Annotated in this window: 23 protein-coding genes; 20 read left to right on the top strand and 3 right to left on the bottom strand. The window is 53.7% G+C overall.

Features of this window, described 5'->3' with window-relative positions:
* Positions 1–459 precede the first annotated feature (459 nt).
* The 9 genes from ACKI3C_RS01380 (at position 460) to ACKI3C_RS01340 (ending at position 10,338) form a co-directional block, all read left to right on the top strand.
* Complete coding sequence (locus ACKI3C_RS01380) at positions 460–1,377, top strand: hypothetical protein (protein ID WP_407401282.1); 918 nt, start codon at positions 460–462, stop codon at positions 1,375–1,377.
* 12 nt (positions 1,378–1,389) lie between these two features.
* Positions 1,390–1,881, top strand: coding sequence for a C-GCAxxG-C-C family protein (locus ACKI3C_RS01375; RefSeq protein WP_407401280.1), 492 nt, complete (start codon positions 1,390–1,392; stop codon positions 1,879–1,881).
* A 99-nt stretch (positions 1,882–1,980) separates the two neighbouring features.
* On the top strand, positions 1,981–2,793 hold the full coding sequence (locus ACKI3C_RS01370; protein ID WP_407401278.1) for a hypothetical protein: 813 nt from the start codon (positions 1,981–1,983) through the stop codon (positions 2,791–2,793).
* A gap of 73 nt (positions 2,794–2,866) precedes the next feature.
* Entirely contained in the window at positions 2,867–3,643 is a 777-nt protein-coding gene (rsmA, locus tag ACKI3C_RS01365) for a 16S rRNA (adenine(1518)-N(6)/adenine(1519)-N(6))-dimethyltransferase RsmA (RefSeq protein ID WP_407401276.1), read from the top strand.
* A 37-nt stretch (positions 3,644–3,680) separates the two neighbouring features.
* The gene (mgtE, locus tag ACKI3C_RS01360; RefSeq protein WP_407401274.1) at positions 3,681–5,069 is read left to right on the top strand and encodes a magnesium transporter; all 1,389 of its coding nucleotides are present in this window, start codon (positions 3,681–3,683) and stop codon (positions 5,067–5,069) included.
* A gap of 195 nt (positions 5,070–5,264) precedes the next feature.
* Complete coding sequence (locus ACKI3C_RS01355) at positions 5,265–6,431, top strand: ATP-binding protein (RefSeq protein WP_407401272.1); 1,167 nt, start codon at positions 5,265–5,267, stop codon at positions 6,429–6,431.
* A 29-nt stretch (positions 6,432–6,460) separates the two neighbouring features.
* Positions 6,461–7,657, top strand: a complete 1,197-nt coding sequence (locus ACKI3C_RS01350; RefSeq protein WP_407401270.1) for a saccharopine dehydrogenase C-terminal domain-containing protein — start codon at positions 6,461–6,463, stop codon at positions 7,655–7,657.
* Complete coding sequence (locus tag ACKI3C_RS01345; protein WP_407401268.1) at positions 7,657–8,745, top strand: CapA family protein; 1,089 nt, start codon at positions 7,657–7,659, stop codon at positions 8,743–8,745. Before ACKI3C_RS01350 ends, ACKI3C_RS01345 begins: the two co-directional genes overlap by 1 nt.
* A gap of 3 nt (positions 8,746–8,748) precedes the next feature.
* Positions 8,749–10,338: a PQQ-binding-like beta-propeller repeat protein gene (locus ACKI3C_RS01340; RefSeq protein WP_407401266.1), complete on the top strand. Its 1,590-nt coding sequence runs from the start codon at positions 8,749–8,751 to the stop codon at positions 10,336–10,338.
* 295 nt (positions 10,339–10,633) lie between these two features.
* Here the strand turns inward: ACKI3C_RS01340 and ACKI3C_RS01335 are convergent, their stop codons facing one another.
* From ACKI3C_RS01335 to ACKI3C_RS01325, 3 genes are read right to left on the bottom strand one after another with little or no spacing between them, the layout of a single operon-like run.
* Positions 10,634–11,173: a hypothetical protein gene (locus ACKI3C_RS01335; protein ID WP_407401264.1), complete on the bottom strand. Its 540-nt coding sequence runs from the start codon at positions 11,171–11,173 to the stop codon at positions 10,634–10,636.
* A gap of 27 nt (positions 11,174–11,200) precedes the next feature.
* Positions 11,201–11,713, bottom strand: a complete 513-nt coding sequence (locus tag ACKI3C_RS01330) for an LptE family protein (RefSeq protein ID WP_407401262.1) — start codon at positions 11,711–11,713, stop codon at positions 11,201–11,203.
* Complete coding sequence (locus ACKI3C_RS01325; RefSeq protein WP_407401260.1) at positions 11,710–12,735, bottom strand: lysylphosphatidylglycerol synthase transmembrane domain-containing protein; 1,026 nt, start codon at positions 12,733–12,735, stop codon at positions 11,710–11,712. The genes ACKI3C_RS01330 and ACKI3C_RS01325 overlap by 4 nt, the downstream gene beginning before the upstream one ends.
* Positions 12,736–13,050: 315 nt before the next feature.
* Here ACKI3C_RS01325 and ruvB point away from each other — a divergent pair, with 315 nt between their 5' ends.
* The 11 genes from ruvB to ACKI3C_RS01270 all read left to right on the top strand — a co-directional run bounded on the left by ruvB (position 13,051) and on the right by ACKI3C_RS01270 (position 25,424).
* Positions 13,051–14,073: a Holliday junction branch migration DNA helicase RuvB gene (gene ruvB, locus ACKI3C_RS01320; RefSeq protein ID WP_407401258.1), complete on the top strand. Its 1,023-nt coding sequence runs from the start codon at positions 13,051–13,053 to the stop codon at positions 14,071–14,073.
* 191 nt (positions 14,074–14,264) lie between these two features.
* Positions 14,265–15,755: an oligosaccharide flippase family protein gene (locus ACKI3C_RS01315; RefSeq protein WP_407401256.1), complete on the top strand. Its 1,491-nt coding sequence runs from the start codon at positions 14,265–14,267 to the stop codon at positions 15,753–15,755.
* Between the two features lie 104 nt (positions 15,756–15,859).
* Positions 15,860–16,702: a lysophospholipid acyltransferase family protein gene (locus ACKI3C_RS01310; RefSeq protein ID WP_407401254.1), complete on the top strand. Its 843-nt coding sequence runs from the start codon at positions 15,860–15,862 to the stop codon at positions 16,700–16,702.
* On the top strand, positions 16,693–17,967 hold the full coding sequence (locus ACKI3C_RS01305) for a sigma 54-interacting transcriptional regulator (protein WP_407401252.1): 1,275 nt from the start codon (positions 16,693–16,695) through the stop codon (positions 17,965–17,967). The genes ACKI3C_RS01310 and ACKI3C_RS01305 overlap by 10 nt, the downstream gene beginning before the upstream one ends.
* Positions 17,967–18,716, top strand: a complete 750-nt coding sequence (locus ACKI3C_RS01300; protein ID WP_407401250.1) for a hypothetical protein — start codon at positions 17,967–17,969, stop codon at positions 18,714–18,716. Before ACKI3C_RS01305 ends, ACKI3C_RS01300 begins: the two co-directional genes overlap by 1 nt.
* A gap of 9 nt (positions 18,717–18,725) precedes the next feature.
* Complete coding sequence (gene secG, locus ACKI3C_RS01295) at positions 18,726–19,115, top strand: preprotein translocase subunit SecG (protein WP_407401248.1); 390 nt, start codon at positions 18,726–18,728, stop codon at positions 19,113–19,115.
* 137 nt (positions 19,116–19,252) lie between these two features.
* Positions 19,253–20,224 carry a M28 family peptidase gene (locus tag ACKI3C_RS01290; protein ID WP_407401246.1) on the top strand — a complete coding sequence of 324 codons (972 nt, stop codon included), beginning with the start codon at positions 19,253–19,255 and terminating at the stop codon, positions 20,222–20,224.
* Positions 20,225–20,369: 145 nt separating this feature from the next.
* A complete protein-coding gene (locus ACKI3C_RS01285) occupies positions 20,370–21,491 on the top strand; it encodes an aldose epimerase family protein (RefSeq protein ID WP_407401244.1) in 1,122 nt (373 codons plus the stop codon).
* Between the two features lie 26 nt (positions 21,492–21,517).
* A complete protein-coding gene (locus ACKI3C_RS01280; protein WP_407401242.1) occupies positions 21,518–22,009 on the top strand; it encodes a hypothetical protein in 492 nt (163 codons plus the stop codon).
* Between the two features lie 1,018 nt (positions 22,010–23,027).
* The gene (locus ACKI3C_RS01275; protein ID WP_407401240.1) at positions 23,028–24,698 is read left to right on the top strand and encodes a GH25 family lysozyme; all 1,671 of its coding nucleotides are present in this window, start codon (positions 23,028–23,030) and stop codon (positions 24,696–24,698) included.
* 39 nt (positions 24,699–24,737) lie between these two features.
* Positions 24,738–25,424, top strand: coding sequence for a glycoside hydrolase family 25 protein (locus ACKI3C_RS01270; protein WP_407401238.1), 687 nt, complete (start codon positions 24,738–24,740; stop codon positions 25,422–25,424).
* Positions 25,425–25,815: the final 391 nt, after the last annotated feature.

The following is a 25,815-nucleotide window of genomic DNA, read 5'->3' as shown; positions in this document are numbered from 1 at the left end:
CTCAACTTTAGCATGTGAAACCATTTGAGCCTCACCTATTTGCTCCGATTAGCGTCCTGCTGGACGCGGTGCATGTTGCATTTCTTCCCCCACCGCCACTTCGTTCGGCGGTGGGGGTTATTCAGGTATTGTCCTGCCGGACAATAAATTAGCAATATTTATTATCAAATGCTAAAGTTGAGCAGACTACCTCAAAGAAAAGGCGCTTCGCTTGAAATACACTAAAAATTAACAAAAAATTTTTTTCTTCGTCAACATCCTTTTGTTACACAAAAGTGCTAGCAACAATATACCTGATGATGTCGTTTTTTGGGTTTTTGGGCTGTGTGAGAGAAGAAAAACCCGGCAGGGCGATTAGTGATTTTATATCTTGAATTTTTGAATTTTTACAGAAAAGCATTATCTTTGCAAGTTGAATGAAAGCGAATTAGATTTTTTCGCCCATTCACACACAACGACATGAAAAGGAAAGTTCTGCTGTCACTGGTCATTCTCCTCACCCTTGCGTTAGCATCTTGCACTAATTCAGGGGCAAAGCACATTGTGCCCAAAAGCACGGAGTTTGTCGATGGCGAACTAGCCAAGTATATCGAAATCGTCAACGAGTCGAGCGAGTTTTACTGGACCGACGACGGCGAGTGGTCGCATGGCGTGATCAAGACCAAACTGAGGCTCCTGGACGAGACACTCAAAGGCACTGACCCGGCGAGCATTCACTTCAAGAACTTCTACACCACCGTGTGCCTCATCGACGAGAACGGAATCGAACTGGGCACCGACTACAAGCGCTTCCGCCTCAACCCCGAGGGCACGCTCAAACTCAAGCGACTGCTCACGCAGTCGAGAAAAGGCGACATCATCGAGGTGTCGTTTGAGGGACGCACATTCGACCCCGACGATGCCTACGCCTTCAAGCCCGTCATCTCGTCCGACATCGAGATAAACTCCTCAACCACAGAGTACCTGGCCGTTAACGGCGGCACCAAGAGGAAATTTGACATCAACAGCATCGACCTGCCGCCTCAACTCAAAGGCAAGGTAGAAATCATCGAGGCAACCAAAGAGCTGGGAGAGTTTAACTTCCCCACAGTCACCGTCACCTTCAGACTCATCAACAAGTTTGACACTAACGGCGACATGATTGTCATCGCCGGCGAGGGCAAAGACGCGCATGGCGTCAACGTGAGCGAACTGATGCCCGACTGCATGGAATGGCGCACCGACGACCGCGACGGAAGCAAGTTCAAAGCATTCCTCGAGGGCACCCCTGGCGAGACCATCACCATGGACTTTGCCGGTTCGATCGAGAACAGCAAGCAGATAGCCCACGACCTCGAGAAAGTGGCCAAGTTCAAACTCAAGATCACACGCCAGTAACCCCTCCCCGCTATGGACTGGAAACAAGAAACCGAAAACCGCGTTGCCCTGGGCGTGGGATATTTCAAGCAAGGCTACAACTGCTCGCAGAGCGTAGCCCTGGCGTTTGCCGACTGGTATGACGTGCCGTCGGGCCTGATGGCTCGCATCTCGGCATCCTACGGCGGAGGCATAGGGCGCATGCGCGAGACCTGCGGCTCGGCGCTGGGCATGTTCATGCTCGCAGGACTAGAGACCGCCAGCGAGGAAGCCAACCAGGAAACGAAGGCACAGAACTATGCCGCCGTGCAAGAGCTTGCCGCCCAGTTCAAAGCCCACACCGGCAGCATCGTGTGCAAGGAACTGCTGGGGCTCAACAAGCAACGCGCCGACGGCACCATCCCCGAAATCCACATCGTAGCCACCTCCGAACCCCGCACCGACGAATACTACCGCAAGCGCCCCTGCGTGCGCATGGTGGAAACCGCCATACGCACCTACATGCACTGGCTTGAACAGCGCTAAATCTCTTGAGGGAATCACGTTAATGACGTGATTAACGTGATTAACGACGCTCTTGTAGAATTTGGCACTTTCGCAGAAAAGTGGTAACTTTGCAAAAACATGAATAGTAACGAATTTTGGGCACAAATAAATAAAATCATAAGTGATGGTTTTACTGCCCACGGATTAGAAGAGTTAGATAGATATGCGACCGATTTTATCACAGGAAGGCTTATATACAAACGATTTTCACCGCAGGAACAGCTTGGCTGCGCAACGGGAGGTTATGCACATGTCGTTGCATCCATTATCGCGGGAGCAGAAAATGATTCAGATTCAAGCCTTGAAGCAGTCAGCGATTTCAAAAGACAGCAGCAACGAGGAGCGACGCAAGCCCACAATATAGAGAAATGGGCGCGCTGCACGGGTTGCTGGATCGAAGATATCAATCACAATATCGCTTCAATCCATGGAGAACACATTGCCGAGGGAGGCGAGGCGCAAGTATATGAGCACGGCGCAACAGTACTGAAAACCATTGGGCTGGATTATTTCATAGAACCCATTTTGGCTCTGGATCGCATCAGTTTATATAACTCATGGTTTCCTGAAACTAAAATGACCGTTTTGGGATTTGGAACTAACAAACATGGTGATTTCAAAATACTTGTTGAGCAGCCATTTGTCGAAGGGGTAAAGGTGACCGATGATGAGATACTGCAGTTCATGAAAAACATGGGTTTTGAATTGAAAAATGCACGCAATTGGACTTATGCCACAAGAGAAGTGTATTTGAGCGACATGCACGACGAGAATGTGATCAAGTCACTCAAAGGGACAATATTCGTAATCGATTGTGACATACGCATCAACACCCCAGAATTGAGGCAAGGAGGTACACGGAAGTTATCAACCGAAGTAGAATACGAATAATCAGGCACATCGGTTTTTGTTTTTCGCAAAAAAAGTGGTAACTTTGTAGATTAAAACAAAAACAGTTGCAACTATGCAAGTAAGAGCGAAGAAATCGTTAGGACAGCATTTCCTTACCGACTTGTCGATAGCTGAGCGCATTGCTGACACTATCAAAGATTATAAAGGCCTGCCTGTCATTGAGGTAGGCCCTGGCATGGGTGTGCTCACGCAGTTCCTGCTCGATGCAGGACACGATGTCACCGTCGTCGAACTCGACGAGGAGAGCGTGGACTACCTCAAGATTAATTTCCCCCAGCTCAAAGACCGCATCGTCTTTGAGGACTTCCTCAAACTCGACCTCAAGACTATCGTGGGCGACAAGCAGTTTGTGGTGATAGGCAACTACCCCTACAACATCTCGTCGCAGATTTTCTTTAAGGTGCTCGACTACAAGGACCAGGTGGCATGCTGCAGCGGGATGCTGCAGCGCGAGGTGGCGCAGCGACTGGCTGCCGGGCCGGGAAGCAAGACCTACGGCATCTTGAGCGTGCTGCTCCAGGCGTGGTATGACGCTGAATACCTGTTCACCGTCGATGAGCACGTGTTCAACCCGCCCCCCAAGGTCAAGAGCGGTGTGATACGCTTCACCCGCAACCAGGTGCAAGACCTGGGATGCGACGAGCGGCTGCTGCGCACCGTGGTCAAGACAAGCTTTGGCCAGCGGCGCAAGCAACTGCGCAACTCGGTCAAGCCGCTTGTGCCGGGCGGCAGCCCTGTGCTGCAACTGCCCGTGATGAACATGCGGCCCGAGCAATTGAGCGTGCAGGAGTTCATCGAACTCACCAACACCATCCAGCAAGCGAGATAAACTACACTTAACCACCACACTCACCCACTCCACCGCGATGAAAGAACTACAAGACAACCTCAAGCCACAACTCGTTGAGCTAATCGACAAGAAAGACGCGGCATCGCTGCTCGAAGCCATGAAGGACCTGCACCCTGCCGACATCGCCGAACTCGTTGCCGACATGGACACCGACGAGGCGGTGTTCCTCATCCAGCAACTCGACGACGAGACATCGGCCGACGTGCTCGTAGAACTCGATACCGACGACCGCAAAGACCTGCTCGAGCAACTATCTAACGAAGACATCGCACGCCGACTGGAACAGATGGACACCGACGATGCCGTCGATGTGATCCAGGAGATGGACAAAGAGGACCAAGAGGATGTGATCAAGCACATCGACGACGTGGAGCAGGCTGGCGACATCGTGGACCTCATGCAGTATGGCGAGGACACCGCCGGCGGATACATGTCGACAGAGATGATCGTGGTGAACGAGAACATGTCGATGCCCGACTGCATCATCGCCATGCGAGAGCAGGCCGAGGACCTCGATGAGATATACAACATCTATGTCGTGGACGACGACAACCGCCTGCGCGGCATCTTCCCGCTCAAGACCACCATCACCAACCCCGGTGCCAAGCACATCAAGAACGTGATGGAGCCCGACCCCCTCACCGTGAAGACCGACACCCCCATCGAGGACGTGGCGCTCGACTTTGAGAAATATGACCTCGTGGCGATGCCTGTAGTCGATTCCATAGGCCGCCTGGTGGGCGTAATCACCATCGACGACATCGTGGACCAGGTGCGTGAGCAGGGCGAGCACGACTACCAGCTGGCATCGGGTTTCACCACCGACGTCGAGACCAGCGACAACGTGTTCATGCAGGTAAGGGCGCGCCTGCCGTGGCTGTTCATCGGCCTCGTGGGCGGCATTGCCAACGCCTTCATCCTCGACGGCGGCGACACAGCGCTGCTGCAAGTGTTGCCAGGCATGGCACTGTTCATCCCCCTCATTGGCGGTACTGGCGGCAACGTGGGCACCCAGTCAAGCGCAATCGTCGTGCAAGGTCTGGCAAGAGGAACGCTCGAGCTCAAGAATGCAGGCATGCACCTGTTAAAGGAGTTCGGCGTGGCGCTGCTCAACGCTCTCATCATCAGCGCGCTGCTCTTTGCCTATGCCTACGTGTTCCCCGTTGACAGCAATCCTGAGAAAGCCCGCATCACAGCCTGGGCAGTCACCATATCGCTGTTCTCTGTCATCATGTTTGCGTCCATCTTCGGGTCATTGGTTCCCATTATCCTGGAGAAACTCAAGTTTGACCCAGCCGTCGCCACAGGCCCCTTCGTCACCGTCACCAACGACATCGTGGGCATGATCATCTACATGGCAGTGAGCACTTGGCTCATCACCACCTTCACCCAACTGGTGATATAAGGCAAAACACCCGATTTTATCCAATTCGGACGCTGTAGTGAATAAAAAAGTATGTTTTTTGTGCAATACAAGTGATTTATTGAATAAAATCACTAACTTTGCAAGCAAACAGAAAACCTCATGAGAGAAACGATTATAAACCAGCGTAAGGAGCGTGACCATTTGCTCGCACAAAGTTATTTGCCTCGTCGCACTATGTACAAAGACATTGAGGCAATGCTCAACAGTCCTGTCATCAAACTGATAACAGGACCTCGTCGTGTGGGAAAGTCAACACAAGCATTGCTGATGCTGAAAGGCAGGAATTTTGCTTACCTGAATTTTGACGACAACAACCTACTTGACAAGTGGAACGAAGATCTTGTCATGCTCATGCTTGATGAGATTTATCCAGGGTATCAGTATCTCATGCTTGACGAGGTGCAGAATGTTAAATGCTGGGATGTATGGGTTAGCAAACTGTATAGACGAGGGGTGAATCTCGTGATCACGGGCAGCAATGCCAACATGCTCTCGGGAGAAATGGCAACACTGCTTACAGGCCGTTATCTGGAAATTAAAATGTTCCCCTTTAGCCTACAAGAGGTTTTTGACTGGAACAACCTGGACAACAAAGATACAACAACCTCCTCGCATGTGATAACCCGTGACGACTACCTTCGCAACGGCGGATACCCCGAGACTGTTGCCCGCAGGGCCATTACACAGTCATACCTTGCATCACTTTTTGACGCCATTCTGTTGAAAGATGTTGTGAAGCGTCACAAAGTGAGAAATGTCCCTGACTTGAACTCTATAGCATTGTACCTGCTGGCAAACTTCGGAAATCCGTTAAGCTATAACGACATCGCTTCCAGCCTGGGGCTTGCCAGCGTGAGCACTGTAAAAAAGTTTGTTTCTTATCTTCATGAACCATACCTTTTTTACTCTCTGCCACGATACAACAACAAATTGAAGTTGATGAAAAAGGCTCCGCAGAAATCTTATGTTATAGACAATGGTTTCATTACTGCATGTGCCTTTAATACCAGTTCAAACCTGGGCCGACTACTCGAAAACCAAGTAATGATTGAACTGCTGCGACAGGGTTATGAAATAGGATTATCTCTGTTTTACTACAAATCGCGTAATGACAAAGAAACCGATTTCGTGGTGAGAAAAGGTGCAAAAGTGGAGAGGCTCATCCAAGTGTGCTACGACATCTCTAGCGAGAAAACTTTGAAACGGGAGATTGACAGCATTGCGGAGTGTGCAGGAGAACTGAAATGCGATAACTTGACAATAGTCACCAACAATGACGAGGGAACAATTGAAAAGAACGGATACACCATCCAACTAGTCCCCATCAACAAATTTGAATAAGAAAACAAAACAACATATTAACTGACGAGATGAATAAAGTAATTATCATTGGTTGCGGTGGCGTGGGCACCGTGTGCGCTTACAAGTGCGCGCAAAACCCCGACGTGTTTAATGAAATCGTGATTGCTTCGCGCAACAAGGCAAAGTGCGACGCTGTGGCTAAAGCCATAGGCGCTCCTAATATCACTACCGACCAGGTGGATGCCGACGATGTGGAACAGCTCGTGGCTCTGTTCAAGAAGCACCAGCCCAAGCTGGTCATCAATCTGGCGTTGCCCTATCAGGACCTCACTATCATGGAGGCTTGCCTGCAGTGTGGTGTCAACTACCTCGACACTGCCAACTATGAACCCCGCGACGAGGCTCACTTTGAGTACAGCTGGCAATGGGCTTACCGCGAGCGCTTTGAGAAGGCTGGCCTCACAGCCATCCTGGGCTGCGGCTTTGACCCGGGCGTGAGCGGCGTTTACACCGCACGTGCTGCCAAGCACCACTTCAAGGAGATCCACTACCTCGACATCGTGGACTGCAACGCTGGCAACCACGGCAAGGCTTTTGCCACCAACTTCAACCCCGAAATCAACATCCGCGAGATTACCCAGAAGGGCCGCTACTACCAGGACGGCGAGTGGGTACAGACTGGTGCTCTTGAGGTGCACAAGGCTCTCACCTATCCCGAGATCGGTCCCCGCGAGAGCTACCTGATGTATCACGAGGAGCTTGAGTCGCTGGTGCTCAACTATCCCACCATCAAACGCGCTCGCTTCTGGATGACCTTCGGTCAAGAATACCTCACTCACCTGCGCGTGATCCAGGACATAGGCATGGCTCGCATCGACCCCATCGTGTATAACGGCGTGGAAATCGTGCCCTTGCAGTTCCTCAAGGCAGTGCTGCCCAACCCTCAGGACCTTGGTGCTAACTACACTGGCCAGACATCTATCGGCTGCCGCATCAGCGGTATAGGCAAGGACGGCCAGCCCCTCACCTACTACATCTACAACAACTGCGACCACCACGCAGCATTTGAGGAGACCGGCATGCAGGCTGTGAGCTACACCACAGGTGTTCCCGCCATGACAGGTGCCATGATGTTCCTCAAGGGACTGTGGGTTAAGCCAGGCGTGCACAACGTAGAGGAGTTCGACCCCGATCCATTCCTGGAGCAGGTTGCCAAGTCAGGTCTGCCCTGGCACGAGCAGTTCAACATCGACCTCGAGCTGTAATGCGCCTGAGCAACATAATAGCATATTTCACACTCATTCTCGCCATGGCGTCATGCACCCATGGCGGGAATGTTGCCGTCAGTACCAACCCTCCTAGCGAAGACTCGCTAGAGCATTCCGACACCCTCACGCTAGCACTCGTGGGCGACATCATGCTGGGCACGACTTACCCCCATGTGACCATCGCTCCCAACGATGCCCGCGACATCTTTGCCGGCCCCGACAGCCTGTTGCAGGCAGCCGACCTAGCATGTGGCAACCTTGAGGGCGTGCTAGCCGACAGCGGTCATGCCCGCAAGACTCCCGGTGCCAAAGGCAGCTTCTCCTTCCTCATGCCCACGCGGCTCTCGCAGCGCCTTGTCGATGCGGGGTTTGACTTCGTGAGCATTGCCAACAACCATGTGTATGACTTCTCCGATGCAGGCCGCCAGTCCACGATGCACACCCTCGACAGTGTGGGTATCTCCTACTCTGGCAACGAGACCTGCCGCGGCGTGATTAAGCAGGTGCGCGGCATGAAGGTGGGGTTGTGCGCTTGGGGCCACAGCCTGGGCACACAGCACCACACCGACACTGCGCTGGTGCACCACGTCATCGATAGCCTCAAGAGCAAGTGCGACGTTGTGGTGGTGAGCTTCCACGGCGGGAATGAGGGCAGCGCGGCACGCCATCTGCCCGACGAGGAAGAATGGGCGTGGGGCGAGAACCGCGGACACCTGCGTGTGTTCACACACCAGTGCATCGACTGGGGTGCCGACGTGGTGTTCGGCCACGGGCCTCATGTGGTGCGCGCCATGGAGGTCTACAAGGGACGCTTCATCGCCTACAGCCTGGGCAACTTCTGCACTCCCTCGGGCATGGGAGTTGCTGGCCTCACAGGCTATGCACCGCTTGTGACGCTCAGGGTAAAATCTACTGGCGAGATGATTGACGGACACATTCACGGGTTTATACAGCAGCCCAATGTGGGACCGCTGCCCGACAAAAAAGGGATTGTGGTTAAGGAGATTGCCATCCTGAGCCGCGAGGATTTCCCCGGAAACAAACTCACGATTGCCGATGATGGTAAGTTAGTGACAAAACTATAAACGATGAAGAAACTTTTATTACTTGCATTGCTGGGTGGCACGCTTGCCACCGTCACCAGTGGATGCACTGGCACTGTTCAGAACGGCAACGACTCGACCGCAACCCGCAGCGACAGCATTGCACAACCACTGTCGATGCTGCCCGACACCGCAATGGCGAGCGCAGCCGACGTGGTATATACAATCGAGGTTAAGGACACCGTGACCCCCGGCACGCTCTCGCTCACCGTGGAGAGCGCCTATGACACCGTGCCAGGCGTGTTCACCTTCCGTGGCGGCACGCGCCGCGACATGCGCGCAAGCGGCCACGTCACCGGCACTCCCTCGCGCATAGTCAAGGACTGGGAGTTCCAGACCTACGAGGACACCACCCCCACCCAGCTGGGCGTGTGGGGCGGCGGAACAGGCTGGACAGGGCAGCCGCTATATGTAGAGTGGACCCAAGCCCAAATGGACGAGTTCAAGCGCACGTCGCCGGCTCTCACGCCCGACTTCAAGTCGCAGGAAATCATCGTGGGCTCGCTGTGCAGCAAGCTCTATTTCCTAGACTTCGCTACCGGCAAGATTTCGCGCCAGCCGCTCGACGTGGGCAATCCCATCAAGGGAACCACATCGCTCGACCCTGCCATGAACGGCAGCTTGTATGTGGGGCAAGGCGTGCCCGCGCGCCGTCCCTTCGGCCACATGGCCGTGGACCTGAACACCCACAAGGTGAACTACTTCTGGCCCGAGGATAGCAAAGCTGGTCGCCACTGGGGTGCCTACGACTCATCGCCCATCGTGGTGGGTGAGTTCCTGTTCTGGCCCGGCGAGAACGGCACTCTCTACAAGTACACCCGCCAGGGCAACGGCCAGCTCACCATGCACTCGTGCCTGCGCTACACCATCAAGGGCGACGGCACTGCGGCAGGCATGGAAGCGAGCATGTGTGCCTACCGCAACTATGGCTACGTGGGCGACAACCACGGCGACATCGTGTGCGTGAACCTCAACACCATGAAGCCCGTGTGGCATTACGACAACGTCGATGACATCGACGCAAGCCTCGTGCTTGAAGTGGAAGACGGTGTGCCCTATGTCTATGCCGGATGCGAGGTTGACCGCCAGGGCCCGACCGGACTGTGCCACCTGGTGAAGCTCAACGGCCTCACCGGCGAGCCGGCTTGGACACGCGAGATAGAATGTAACCGTCTGTCGATAGGCGACAAACACTTTGACGGCGGACTGTACTGCACCCCGCTGCTGGGACACGGCGACTGCGAGGGGATGATGTTCCTCAACATGTGCCAGCCTGGCAATAGCTCGGCATCTCAATTCATGGCAATCGACCGCAAGACGGGCTCTACCATCTACACTATTCCCCTCAAAGCATGGGCATGGAGCTCGCCCGTAGCGTTCTACAACGAGAACGACAAGCTCTTTGTCATGGCAGGCGACAGCCAGGGCTACGCCTACCTCATCGATGGCAAGAAGGGCACGGTGCTCTTCACCGAGCTACTCGTTGCCAACTTCGAGTCATCGCCCATCGTCAAAGACAACTATGCCGTAGTGGGCTCCCGCGGTAACAAAATCTACCGCTTCGCCATCAAGTAAACAGTCACCCAGCCAATGCAGGACGATATGGCTGGGGGTAATGAACCACAAAAGAACCATGCCTTTAGGTATGGGAGTTTCCTACGTGAATGCGACCCCTTCGAGGTCGGTTAGAGTGTGTTCCTTTGCCGACGGCCTGCGGCCATCGGTTACGATGCAATGTGACGACTCCGTCGTCAATTACCAGCCGGGGGCATTTCAATAAACTGCGTGTATTCCCAATTAGCAAGGTCATGACAAACAAAACAGGCAAGGTCATGGCATAGTGTCCGGTAAAAAACTGTTACTCTCCTTCTCACTCCACGGTGAGCGTGTCGAGGCAGATGCCTGTGGCCACGCGGTTGGTGCCACCGCGCCATGGCAGCGAGCCGCTGTACTCGTCGTAGGTGATGAGCACGCGCTTGCCGCTTCCCTTCCATTTCACGGCCTCGATGGCAAGGCTGTCGTCGCCTATGCTCACGGCAAAGTTGCATCCGTCCACAAGCATGGTGTCCTTGTTCCACTTCACCTTCATGGTGTCGAGCACGAGGTCCTGCGTGATCACCTTGCACTCGATGGTCTTGAAGATTGCGCCCTCATTGCTCACGTCCATGATCCATCCCTTTTCCACACGCTGGGCATAGGGGTGGTAGTAGTGGAACCACACCCACGTGGCAAAGCCGATGCTCACCAGAGCTATGGCGGCGTAGATAATGGTGTGCACAGTGTTGTGGCGGTGCGATATGGTTGACTCTTCTATCTCACGGTCTTCGCGTTCGTCGGGAGTCTCTACATGTTCAGGTTCTTCCTTGCGCTTGCCGTCTTCCATGAAGTGGTCGTTAAAGTCGTCTGTCATCGTTGTTATGTTTTATGGTCTGTCGTCTTACCAGTCGCCCAGTGTGGCGTTGAAGATGAGGTCGGCCAAGTCTTTGCTGATTTGGTTACACAGCTCGTCCTGCACGTCGGTGAGCATCTCGCTGCTTGAGAAGTCGCGATAGGCGCTGAACGTCTGGTCCTTCGACAGGTTTGGGTTCTTGTTGTTGATATATTTCACACGCACCGAAATGGTGAGTCGTGTCTGGCTTGCGTAAGCATCCTCGCCCACAGCCTGCGGCGAGAGGTTGTAGCCTGTGATTTCACCCTCCATGCGCATGTCGCTGTTGTTGCTGTCAATCACACGCAGGCGGGTCTGCTGCTGTATCATGTCGAGCAGTCGGTTCTCAAAAGTCTGCTGCAACGGCGGATAGACCAGCGCTGCCCTGATAGGGAAGTCTCCAAATGAGATGGTCTTGTACTGGTTGTAGTCGATCGATGCGCCGTTGAGCGTGTAACGGGGCACGCACGACTGCGCCACGGCCATCATGACGATAATCAATATGAGGTAGAGCCGTTTCATTGTGCAGGTGAGGTGGTTTTGTTGTTTTTCTTTTCAAGGGCGATGCAAGTGAATGCATAGATGCCCAGCACGATGAGCAGGAGCGTCTGTATGCCCCACACGAGCATGGCAAATGCCGAAGCCTGCGTGTTGGGGGTCTCGGCCGAGAATGGTCCCAGGCCATAAAGCGACAGGCCGAAGATGATAGCCATGTGCCAAGCGCCCAGGCCTCCGTTAGTGGGTATGCCCATGCCGATGCTCGACAGCACGAAGAGCACGAGCACGGCAAGCATCGTGAGGTCGTGGGTGAACGTGAACGCCTGTGCTGCGACGTAGAGCTGCAAGAAGTAGCAGCCCCAAATGCAGATAGTGTAGATGATAAACATCCACTTGCCGTCCATGTGGCCTATGGCTGCAAAACCCTGCCACAGGTTCATGACCATTTCTTTCACTTTGAGCACCAGTTTGTTTTGCGTCTTGCTGGTGAACAGCCACACTAGCACTGCGATGCCCAGAGCGGCGGCAGCCCACGTTTTCCACGAGGTGAGCATGCCCACCATGCCGTCCTTGACTTGCGGATAGGTGTCGAGGAAAGCAGTGAATGCGTCCTGCGCCAGGAAGAAAGTGCCCAAAGTGAGCAGCAGCACTGTCACGGTGTCGCTCAAGCGGTCGGCAACCATCGAGCCCACCACCTTGGTGAACGATGCGTTCTCACGCTGCGCGATGTAACCGCAGCGCCACACCTCGCCCAGGCGGGGGAACACCAGGTTCACGGCATAGGTGCCGAAGATGGAGTTGACGATAGAGTGCAGCGGAGCATTCACACCGATAGCACGCAACTGCAGGCGCCATCGCAAGCCGCGGAACACGTGGCTCATGATGCTCACGGCAATCACAAGAATGAACCACAAGTAATTAACCTCGCTCGAGAGCGTAGATTTCATTGCCTCAAGGTCAACGTTCTGATACAAGAACCAGATGAGTCCCACGCTGATGATTACCGGGACCACATATTTCAGTATGGCTGATAATATCTTTTTCACGATGCAGTTCTTTAATGTGTGACTGCAAAGATAGTTATTTTTTACGAAAGACGAAAGACGAGAGACAAAAAAACGATAACGATGACGCTTCGCTACGCTACGATGACGATGACAACTTCGTTCTTGCAGTCGCCATCGTCATCGTCATCGTCATCGTAGCGAGCTTGCGAGCGTATCGTCATCGTCATCGTAGCGAGCTTGCGAGCGTATCGTCATCGTCATCGTAGCGAGCTTGCGAGCGTATCGTCATCGTTTTTTTCGTCTTTCGTTTTTCGTCATTCATGAAAAAATAGTACCTTTGCATAATTATAGACTATGGAAGAAAATTTTGACATTCGCAATGAACGCGTGAGGGCCGACCAAGACTTCGAGAAAGCCCTTCGCCCGGAGCGTCTGACCGACTTTGCCGGCCAGGATAAAATCATAGAGAACCTGAGTGTGTTTGTGGCAGCTGCGCGCCAGCGTGGCGAGGCGCTGGACCACGTGCTGTTTCACGGGCCTCCGGGTCTGGGAAAGACCACGTTGAGCAATATCATCGCCAACGAGCTGGGCGTGGGCTTCAAGGTCACCTCGGGTCCTGTTCTCGACAAGCCTGGCGACCTGGCAGGCCTGCTCACGTCGCTCGACGAGAACGATGTGCTCTTCATCGATGAGATACACCGTTTGAGCCCCATCGTGGAGGAATACCTCTACTCGGCAATGGAGGACTACCGCATCGACATCATGATAGACAAGGGTCCCGGCGCACGCACCGTGCAGCTCACCCTGTCGCCATTCACGCTCATCGGCGCCACAACCCGCAGCGGCCTGCTCACAGCACCGTTGCGTGCGCGATTTGGCATCAACTGCCACCTTGAGTACTATGACCACGAGGTGCTTGAAGGCATCATCAAGCGCTCGGCGCGACTGCTGGGTGTGCCCATCACCGACGATGCCGCGCTCGAGATAGCGCTGCGCAGCCGCGGCACCCCGCGCATTGCCAACTCGCTGCTGCGACGCGTGCGCGACTTTGCGCAGGTCAAGGGCAACGGGTGCATCGACACTGCCATTGCACGATATGCGCTCGAAGCTCTCAATATCGACAAATATGGTCTCGACGAGATCGACAACAAACTGTTGCTCACTATTATAGACAAGTTTAACGGCGGTCCTGTGGGACTAGGCACCATAGCCACTGCGTTGAGCGAAGACCCGGGCACCATCGAGGAAGTGTATGAGCCCTACCTCATCAAGGAGGGTTTCCTCATGCGTACCCCGCGCGGACGTATCGTCACGCAGAAGGCCTACACCCATCTGCGCCGCGACATCCCTGGCCGCGAAGGCTCTCTCTTTGATTGAAATCATAATTTTTCATAAACTCAAATTAATTATATTTTTCGGGTTGCTTCGCTCGAAATTTACTAAAAATTCAGCATAAAATTATTTTTAGTTTATTTTTCTGTTTATTTCAAGCGCAGCGCCTAAAATCTCTCCGCGAGAGAAAAAATGGTTTGCGTTTGCGTTATCGTTAGCGTTCAAAAAAACAAACTATGGGATTTCTCAAAAAACTAGGCACTGACACTGCCATATACGGCCTGAGCAGCATTGTGGGCCGCTTCTTGAATTACCTGCTTGTACCACTCTACACCGCCAAGATGGCGGCAGCCACGGGCGGCTACGGCATTGTGACCCATGTCTATGGCTACACGGCTCTGCTGCTCGTGTTGCTCACCTACGGCATGGAGACCACCTTGTTCCGTTTCCTCAACAAGGAGGGCGAAGACCCGGGCAAGGTCTATACAACTATTCTAGCCACCGTGGGCGTGACGTCGCTGGCATTTGTGGCATGCGTGTTTGGCTTCATGGGGCAGATAGCGCCAGCCATGGGCTATGCCGACCATCCTGCCTATATAGGATCGATGTGCGTCGTGGTGGCTCTCGACGCATTCCAAGCCATTATGTTCTCTTATCTCAGGGCAAAGAAAAGACCTTACAAGTTTGCGGCGCTGAAGCTGCTGTTCATCTTCTTGAACATAGGTCTCAACTGGTTGTTCTTCGTGACATTCCCCGACAACTACGAGAACCACAAGGAACTGCTAGGTTGGTTCTACGACCCCACGGTGGGCGTGGGCTATGCGTTCTATATCAACCTGTTCTGCACATCGGTGGTTACATTTGGTTTCTGGAAAGAGATATTCGGTGTGAAATGGGCCTACGACTGGGGCTTGCTCAAACGCATGCTGTCTTACACATGGCCCTTGCTTGTGCTGGGAATTGCTGGCATTCTCAACCAGACTGCCGACAAAATCATCTTCCCGTTTATCTATCCTGGCGGTGCAGTGGCAGCCAAGGTGCCCCTGGGCATCTATGGCGCAGCGGTGAAGATAGCCATGATTATGGCACTCATCACCCAGGCGTTCCGCTATGCCTACGAGCCGCTCATCTTCGACAAGAGCAGCCGTGAGGACAATAACAAGATGCAGGTGCTGGGCATGAAATACTTCGTGATATTCACCCTTGCCGCCTTCCTTGCCGTGATGGCAGGACTTGACGTGCTCAAATACCTCATCGGTGAGAGCTACCGTGAAGGACTGGTGGTGGTACCCATCGTGATGGCAGCCGAGATAATGATGGGCATCTACTTCAACCTGTCGTTCTGGTACAAGCTCACCGACCGCACCATTTGGGGCGCGGTGATTTCGGGAATAGGATGCCTTGTGCTGCTGTCGGTGAACATCATCTTTGTGCCCACCCACAGCTACATGGCATGTGCCTGGGGCGGCGTGGCAGGCTATGGCACTGCGATGCTGCTCAGCTACTTCCTGGGGCAGCACTACCTGCCCATCAAGTACCCGTTGAAGGAACTGGGCCTCTACGTGGCACTCACAGCGGCACTCTATGCAGCCGGGGTGCTCGTGAAGATTGACAACGAAATCCTCGCAACGCTCTACCGCACAGTCCTCTTTGCCATCTTCATGGCCGTGATAGTGGTGCGCGAGGGTATCCTGGCTGCAGTGATGCGCCGACTCAAAAGAGGGTGATGCACCCTCGGAGCGTTTGCCCTACAACGAAAAAAACATGACAAAATGTCGCATTTATCGTTTTTTATTAGTACCTTTGCGGTTCCAATTCATATTACAACAAGATGAACCAAGATAGCAACGAAATAAAGAAAACAGTCCTTGACTACGACGACATACGCAAGATGGTGCCATTCTTCGACGGCAAACCCAAGCTTGTGAACACGCTCATGCGCTGGCTCGACGTGGACAAGGTGAACTGGATACACGAGCACAACTGTGCCACTCCCGGCGTGCCTTTCACCACCGGCCTGCTCAACGACCTGGGCGTCAAGATCACCTACAACAGCACCGAGGTGCTCGACAACCTGCCCGAGGGCGGTTTCATCACGGTGTCAAACCACCCCTTCGGTGCGCTCGACGGCATCATGCTCATTAACATCCTGGGGCGGCGCCGTCCCGACGTGAAGGTGATGGTGAACATGATTCTCAACTACATCAGCGCCATGCGCCCCAATTTCATCGCCGTCGATGCCCTGGCCAGCAACGACCCCGCCAAGCGCGCGGTGAGCGTGAGAGGCATTGCCGAGGCCATGAGGCACGTCAAGGACGGGCATCCGCTGGGCTTCTTCCCAGCAGGCGCCGTGAGCAAGCTCAACAGCCACCTCGAGCTCGAGGACCGCGAGTGGCAGCCCTCGGTGATGCGCATCATCCAGAAGTGCAAAGTGCCCGTGATACCCATCTATTTCCACGGCCGCAACAGCCACTGGTTCAACTTCCTGGGCGTTGTCGATTGGCGACTGCGCACGCTGCGTCTGCCGGCCGAGGTGTTCCGCCGCAGCGATTACAACTTCAAGGTGAGCATAGGCCAGCCCATCTCGCCCGAAGAGCAAGCGCAATACAAGACGCCCGAAGAACTCGGCGCATTCTTGAAACAGCAAACCTATAAATTAAAGTCATGCCAATAACAATCACACAAGAGTCTATCAAAGACGTGAAAAACAGGTTCAACCTGCGCGGCAACTCGCAGGAACTGAACGATGCAATCGTGCGCGCCATGCAGGTTGCCCCCTACGACATATCGGTACTCGTGCACGGCGAGAGCGGCACGGGCAAGGAAACCATACCCAAGATTATCCACAGCCTGGGAGCGCGCAAGCACAACAAGTATGTGGCAATCAACTGCGGAGCCATCCCCGAGGGCACCATCAACAGCGAACTCTTCGGTCACAAGAAGGGCGCGTTTACCGATGCCGACGCCGACCGCGTGGGCTACTTTGAGGACGCCGACGGAGGCACAATCTTCCTCGACGAGGTGGCCGAGATGCCCGCTTCGACCCAAGCCATGCTGCTGCGTGTGCTTGAGAGCGGCGAGTTCTTCAGGCTGGGCGACTCGGAAGTGCGCAAGACCAATGTGCGCGTGGTGGCAGCGACCAACAAAGACCTGCTTTCCGAGGTGCGCGCTGGACGATTCAGGGGCGACCTTTACTACCGCCTGGCGGCTACCAAGATAGAGTTGCCGCCGCTGCGCAAGCGTGGCATCGACGACATACGCACCCTCATCATGCTGTTCTCAACCAAGTTTGCACAGGCCAACCGCAGCCCGCTCGCCAAGTTCACCGACGGAGCCATCAAGCTCTTTGCCGAGCAGGAATGGGAAGGCAACGTGCGCGAACTCAAAAACGTGGTGGAGCAAGTGTCGCTTTTCGAGGCCGGTAACACCGTTGACGAGCACGTGGCAGCCCGATACCTTAACAAGGAAGCCTCCACGGCGAGCAACGTGCCCGCGCTCATCGAGCACGGCAAGGCCGACTATGCCATGGAGCGTGCCTTCATCATGGGGTCTATCACCCGCCTCTACGAGGAGGTGGCACGTCTCACCAGCCTCATCGAGGGCGGCCACACGGCACCTGCTTATGTGGCAAGCGAAGCCATGACGCTGCACCGCGAGATGTCCACACTGCTGCAAGCACCCTCACGCATCGAGGGCGACAACACAGGCGTGATAGAACGCATCGACTCGCAAGACACGGCCCAGCACGGATATGTTGACCACGTGGAGGAAGTCATGCAGGTGAAGACCCTCGACGAGACCGAGCGCGACACCATAGCCGAAGCGCTCATACGCAACCGCGGTCGCCGACGCCGCACCGCCGAGGAGCTCCAAATCTCGGAACGCACCCTCTACCGCAAAATCAGGCAGTATAATCTTGAAAATATCGAAGACCAATAATGGACAACATCGTTGACGACATAAAGGCCAAACTGAAAGACGGCGGCACCAGCCAGGCATGGCTCGAGCACACACTCGACGAGCACCCCTATTTCACCGCCCCCCTGCTGCTCTACCTCAAAGAACACGGCATCGAGGGCAACGAGGAGCTGCTGGGCCTGCTCGCCATCGCTTCGCCCGACCGCAAAGTGCTCGCCACGCACCTGGGCGACGGAGTGGACAACTTCGCAGGGTTCTATCCCCCCGAGGCAAAGCCCGAGACACCCGACACCGATGACGCCATCGACCGCTTCCTCAACAGCTTCGGCAGCAACAACCCCAGGGAACTAGAAGCCATCAACAACGCCATCTTCAATCCCACGCCCGACTATGCCGACATCCTTGCGGCACAAGACGACGACACGCCCATGCAGCCGCTCACACAGCAAGACGAACTGATCAACAACTTCATCACAGAGAGCAAGCAACGCGAGCGCGCCGTTGCCCAGGCACCGTCGCAACCCCACGTCGAGGAACAGGAAAAGGCCGAAATCGCACACGAGGTCATCGACGAGCATGAGCACATTGACGACTCCATGCTGCAAGAATCACTGGCAAAATCTTACATTTCTAGGCGCAAGTATGCACAAGCACTCGAAATTATTGAAAATATAAATTTGCGTTTTCCAGAAAAAAGTATTTACTTTGCAGACCAAATTCGCTTTTTGCGTAAATTAGTATTAAACGAAACAATAACAAATAACAAATAAACAACAAAAATGTATCCAATTTTTGCAATTCTCATTTTAATCGCATCTGTACTTCTTATAGGTGTAGTACTCATCCAAAAGTCAAAAGGTGGCGGTCTGGCTGCCAACGTGAACAACTACAACCAGTTCATGGGCGTGCGCAAGACAACCGATTTTATCGAAAAAGCAACATGGTGCCTCGCAGCTTTCGTAGCTGTTCTGTCAATCGCATCAGCCTTTGTAGTAGATAGTTCTATGGTTAAGGCCGCTCCCCAGGTACAGGACAAGCCCGCTACCGAGACCCAGGCTCCCAGCTTCCCCACCTCACAGGGCGACGACAAGGCCCAGGCACAGCAGGGTGGCGAGGCACAGGCACAGCCCGCTGCTCAGCCCGCACAGGACAAGCCCACCGAGAAGTAATCACACCCAAGCGAGAAATCACAATAACACATCGCACGCTCACTACGCCTGTGCAACACGCACAAAGGCGCCATGAGAGCGTGCTAATGTTGTTTAAGGTCAATTATTCGCATTTTTAACAATCTTTAACATTTGCTATGTCAATCAACCATTTCCTATGTCTCGCGCTCTCCGCAGCAGCCATCTCGGTGTCGGGTTGCAGCAACACCACGCAACAGTCGAGCGACACCGCGCAGGAAAGCGAGGAAACCGTTTCGCAGGCACCACAGTTTGACGCCGACTCGGCCTATCAGTTCACAGCCGACCAGTGCAACTATGGTCCTCGCGTGCCCGGCACACAGGCCCATGCCCAATGCGCCAGCATGCTCACAGGCCGGCTCCGCTCGTGGGCCGACAGCGTGATCGTGCAAGAAGCAGCGGTGACAACCTTCGACGGGAAACATCTCACAGCCAAGAACATCATAGCACAGTTTAACCCCGAGGCCGAGGGACGCATCCTCCTGCTCGCCCACTGGGACTGCCGCCCGTGGGCCGACAAAGACCCCGACGAATCGCGCCGCAACGAGCCCGTCATGGGCGCCAACGACGCAGCCAGCGGCACAGCAGTCCTGCTCGAGGTGGCTCGCCAGCTCAAGTCGCAGCCCACAAGCATGGGTGTTGACATCGTGCTTGTCGATGTGGAAGACTGGGGCAACGAGAACGATGACGACAGCTGGGCCCTGGGCACACAGTACTGGGCTGCACACCCGCACGTGACCGGCTACAGGCCGCTCTACGGCATCCTGCTCGACATGGTGGGTGCACGCGACGCGCGCTTCGGCTATGAGTATCACTCAATGCACTTTGCTCCCAGCGTGGTGCAAAACGTGTGGAAAACAGCGCAAGAGGCTGGATTTGGCAACTACTTCGGCAACCACAACTCGGGCGGAGTGACCGACGACCACGTACCCATCAACAATGCCGGAATACCCTGCATCGACATCATCGACATGCGAGACACAGGGTTCTTTGACGGCTGGCACACCACCCACGACACAATGGACTGCATCGACCGCAACACCCTCAAAGCCGTGGGCCAGACGCTTCTCAACGTCATCTACAACAATTAGTGCCTCAACATTTGCTCAAATGAAAAAAACAAATTAACTTTGTGCAAATAATAGTAACGTGAATAACAACCAGGAAGATTCTGCTAATCACGAGAAAAAAGGATTAACAGAACCAGCCATAAACCAACTCATACTTTAAGGATTTATGAAAAATCAAATTTTAGCAATTGCCGGCGTGACGATGCTCGCGCTCGCATCGTGCACAAGCACAGCACCCGAGAGCGGCCGTGCCGCAGCGTTTGAATCAACAGTAGAAGGCAAGGCAACAGCCCTTTACACCCTCAAGAACGCCAGTGGCGCCTATGTCGAGATCACCAACTATGGCGGCCGCGTGGTTTCTATCAACGTGCCCGACCGTGACGGCAAACTCACCGATGTGGTTCTGGGCTATGACAACATCGACGACTATGTGAACGACAAGCCCGGCAACTTCGGTGCGCTCATAGGCCGCTACGGCAACCGCATCGAGAACGGCCAGTACGTGATCGACGGCGACACTTCCAAGCTCGAAGTGAACAACGGTCCTCACACCCTCCACGGCGGCACAGTGGGCTATCACCACAGCGTGTGGGATGCTAAACAGTTGAGCGACTCTACACTCGAACTCACCCTCGAGGACAAAGCCATAGGCGGTTTCCTGGGCAACGTCAACGTCAAGGTGCTCTACACCTTCACAGCCGACAACGCTCTGCGCATCGACTATGAGGCTACAACCGACAAGGCTACTCACGTGAACCTCACCAACCACTCTTACTTCCACCTGAGCGGCGACCACAGCAAGGACGTGCTCGACCAGGAGGTGATGATTGCAGCCGACAGCATCACACCCATCGACAGCACCTTCATGACTCACGGCACCATGATGGCAGTAGAGGGCACCGCGTTCGACTTCCGCAAGGCAAAACCCGTGGGACAAGACATCAACAAGGACGAGGAACAGCTCAAAAACGGCGCTGGCTATGACCACAACTTCGTGCTCAACACCCGCGGCGACCTGAGCAAGGTGTGCGCCACCGTATTCAGCGCCAAGACCGGCATCCTCATGGAGGTGTTCACCACCGAGCCTGGCCTGCAATTCTACGTGGGTAACTTCCTCGACGGCACAGCCAAGGGCAAAGGCGGCGTAGCCTACCCCTATCGCGGCACAGTGGTGATGGAGACCCAGCACTACCCCAACTCGCCCAACCAGCCCGAATATCCCTCGACACTGCTCCGTCCCGGCGAGACCTACCACAGCACTTGCATCTACAAGTTCTCAACTAAATAAATATCCACATTAAATACTAACACAAAATGAAAAAAACAATATTTGCATTAGTCGTGGCCATGATGGCTGCTATCGCCGGCAACGCTGCCGTCTCTTTCACACTCGAACTGTGCTCGGCATCAATCAGCGGAAAATTCAGCGATAACATCTCTCCCTCACTGTTCTCACCCGACGGCACCAAGCTCACTATCGTCAAGGACAACGGCAGCGAGATAGATGTTGTGGTGAGCATACCCCTGGAGGCAGGCGACCCCGTACAAGTAAAGACTATCAACTACATGGAGGCCCAGTTCTCTTACTGGGACAAGGACGAGAATTCAATAGACATTGACCCCATCCCCTTCGACATGACCCAAGCTGGCGAACTGATCAGTTTCCTTGGCACCCAGCAAGACGAGAACACCCGTGTTAAGTCGTTCCGCTTCAAAGGCACCATCAAGAAAGCGCAATGGGAAGCCTTCAGCAAGGCATCTTCACAGTTCCTTAACATCATGGGCACATCCTTCACGCTAAAATAAACGCGAAGAACAACATCACTAACACAAAGCCCTGCAACCCCACCAGTTGCAGGGCTTAATGTTTCTCGTGCACTATCACCAGCACAGCAACTACACCCATGGGGCTTCAACCGCGATTTTGTCACACCCTCGTGTAGGCTTTCAGCCCCTCATTGTCAAATGTTTTTCAACTAAAAATCTGTGAGATCATAGAGACCCGCGCGGGGAAATAACTATTGATGTATAGCTACCGACACACGGTGATTTCCTGTAACTATTCAGCAATGGTATTTTGGGTAATTTCCCCGCGCGGATCTCACTGATAACACAGATTTAATAATAACTGAAAGAAATTAAAATAATTAGAATAATTACTTATTCATTCAGCTTTAGCATGTGAAACCATTTGAGTCTCACCTATTTGCTCCGATTAGCGTCCTGCTGGACGCGGTGCGTGTTGCATTTCTTCCCCCACCGCCACTTCGTTCGGCGGTGGGGGTTATTTAGGTATTGTCCTGCCGGACAACAAATTAGCAATATTTATTATCAAATGCTAAAGTTGAGTTATTCAGTTAAATCAGAGCAATCTGTTGTAACTATACTACAATAGATTTTTATCCGCGCGGGGATCTCACATGATTTTGTAATGAGAGGCTGAAAGCCGACACGCAGAACGCAGTTCTGCACATAACCCTGCCCTGCCTTCGCTTGCGCTCAGTTAGGGCAGGGTAAACGCGACACACTGTACCGCGGTTGAAGACCGCAACCTTGCACGTTTCGAGGTTGCGGTCTTCAACCGCGATTTTGTTACACTTCACACCCCCCCACCGGCAGTCCGCAGGTCTGCGACCAGCGGTTAACCAAAGTTACGACCTCCCTGAGGTCTAAAAAATCCACTCTATATATTTTCAATGAAAAAAAAATCAGTGAGATCAGTGAGATCAGCGCGGGGAGTTCCATTGGTGAATAGTTACGATTTCCTTAAAAAATATTATTTAATTTGGCAGTATGGCTTGTTTGGTGTATCTTTGTAGAAACTTTGCTTTACAGTATGCGTGCATTGCTCAACATATTGCTGGCCATGATGGTGACAGTTAGTTGCTTGGGAGCCCCCGTGCAACTGGCCGAGGCGTCGCCGGTTGACGCCACCTCACAGCAAGCCAAGAAGCAAACGGTGCCGCCACCGCCAGCCAAGGCCAAGGACGTGAAACCCGAAGTGCCGCAACCACACGACAAAGCACGAAGCAACGACAAGACAACAGAGAAACCCGCTGAAAACAAGGCCGAAAACAAAGTTGAGAACAAGGCCGAGAAACCCGCAGCACAGCAAGGCAACGTGACTAAGGTCACCACTGTGGATATGAGCTACGACGGCATCGACGTGTCACGACACCAGAAGACCATCGACTGGGACGTCATAGCCGCCGACAAGAAAGTGAAATACGTCTATGTAAAAGCCACAGAGGGCCAGACGTTTACCGACCCTAACTTCAGGCAAAACCTTGAAAACGCCCGCCGCGTGGGCATCAAGGTGGGCAGTTACCACTTCCTGCGCACAGGGTCGTCAATCCAGTCGCAATTTGAGAACTTCACCCGCGCGGTGAAGAAAAACGAGCAAGACCTCCTGCCACTGCTCGACGTGGAGGTGCGCCAAGGATGGAGCAACCAGCAGCTGCGCGACAGCGTGAAGCTGTTTTGCGACCTGCTCGAGAACCATTATGGCTGCAAGCCTATGATTTATACCAGCAGTTCGTTCTTCAACAACATTCTGGGACGCCTATTTGCCGACTACCCCCTGTTCATCGCCCGCTATGCAGCCAACGAGCCCCGTCTCGACAACGGAGCCAACTGGACGTTGTGGCAGTTCAGCGACAAGGGGCGCATGCGCGGCATTGACCATGCTGTGGATTTGAGCCGCTTCAACAAGGGATGCACCATCAAGGACATCCTCATGAAGGACAGCAAGATGAGCCACCAGAAGCGACGCAACGCCGACGTGGTGGACAAATCGCGCGAGAAACCCGCGGCTGTCAACGTGAAGAAAGAAGCTCCCGCAATGTCGAAAGCACTGGAAAAAGAACTCAAGAAAAAGCAGGAAAAGGAACGCAAGGAGCGTGAGCGCGCCGAGAAACTGGCACAAGAAGAGGCCAAGAAACGCGAGGCCCAGGCTCAAAAGGAACAACGCGAGCGCGAGCAGCAAGAAGCCAAGTCACGCGCCGTGCGCAAACGTGTGACCAACAGCATCAGCGATGCCGAGGCAGCAAAACTTGCACGCGAGAAGGCCAAAGAGCTTGAAAAAGAGGCCAAAGAACGCGAGAAGGCCGAGAAACAGGCTGCCAAGGAGCGTGAGCGTGCCGAGAAGCAAGCGGCCAAAGAGCGCGAGCGCGAAGAAAAAGAGGCGCAGAAAAAGGTCGATAAACTCGTGAAAGAGGAAATAAAGAAACAAGAAAAAGCCGAAGAAGAAGCTGCGAAGGAAGAAGCCCGCCAGAAGGCTATCGCCGAGAAACGTGCACAAGCACAAGCCAAGGCGCAAGCCGAGCTCGAGGCCGAAGCACAAGCCGAGGCAGCAAAGAAAGCCAAGCAGCAGCAAAGGCAAGAACAAAAGTCGAAACTGCAGCGGCAGAAGGCAGCCAGCGACACAGGCAAAGCCCAGTCAACGGCCACTCCCACACGCAAACGCACCAACAAGAGTTCGGCCGACAACGACTGATTCCACACGCCGAGTGTAGCAAAACGACCTACCCCTAGCATGAATAAATCGGTTCACATATTGCTCCTCGTGGCACTGGCACTCGTCATTGCCGCCTGCAACAACGCCCCGCACAAGAACAAAGCATCAGGCCCCTACTCCGGCATCGACGTGTCGCGCCATCAGAAGGACATAGACTGGACCAAGGTGGGCTGCGACTCGTGCGTCACGTTTGTTTACATCAAGGCGACCGAAGGCGCCACGATAGTCGATCCGCACTATGCCGCCAACGTGGCAGGCGCTCACAGCGAGGGCATCATGGTGGGCAGTTACCATTTCTTCTCCTCTACCTCGCCCGTCAAGGCACAGTTTGACAACTTCATGCGTGCGACCCGTGGCCACAAGCAGGACCTTATCCCCATGATTGATGTGGAAAAACAAGGCAAATTCTCACGCTCGCAACTCATCGACAGCGTGGCGAAGCTCGCCCTGATGATGGAACAGCAATTCAAGCGCAAGCCCATGATTTACTCCACCATGGACTTCTACAACTCCTATCTGGCACCGCAATTCAACGCCTATCCCCTCTACATAGGCCGCTACTCCACCGCCAAGCCGCAACTCAAATGGGGCGGCAAATACACCATCTGGCAATACACCGAGCACGGCATCATCACCGGAATCAACAAGCATGTGGACCTGTGCACATTCAACGACGACAAGTCGCTCGAAGACATCTCGTTATAATTAATTGGTAATGTCCGGTTAAAGTTGCGAGAGTTGCACTAACTTCTCCAAACACTGTCAGTTACGACACTTTGGTATAACCGGGGCTTGGTATAGAATAAAAAAGAAAATGATTTTTGAGTTCACTCTAAAAAGTCGGCGAGCCGACTTATGACTAAAATTACGTTAGTTTAACACTAAATCGGTCTTTGACATTTTGTGATCTGGAGAAAAATGCGTATATTTGTATAGAAAATCAAGCACATAGACATGTTCAAGTAATCGACTACAAATAAGCAACTCGGACTGTTCACGACAGCATCATCTTTGATGTGCAAGCGTGAGAGTAAGCAGTATGACAATGAGAATGGTTGGCACATGCAGTTCTACCGCAATGTCACCAGCAACATCG

The organism is Sodaliphilus sp. (genome assembly GCF_045598405.1).
GTDB lineage: Bacteria > Bacteroidota > Bacteroidia > Bacteroidales > Muribaculaceae > Sodaliphilus > Sodaliphilus limicaballi.
Note: the sequence above shows the minus strand (reverse complement) of the source record. Positions and strands in the feature narration are given on the sequence as shown.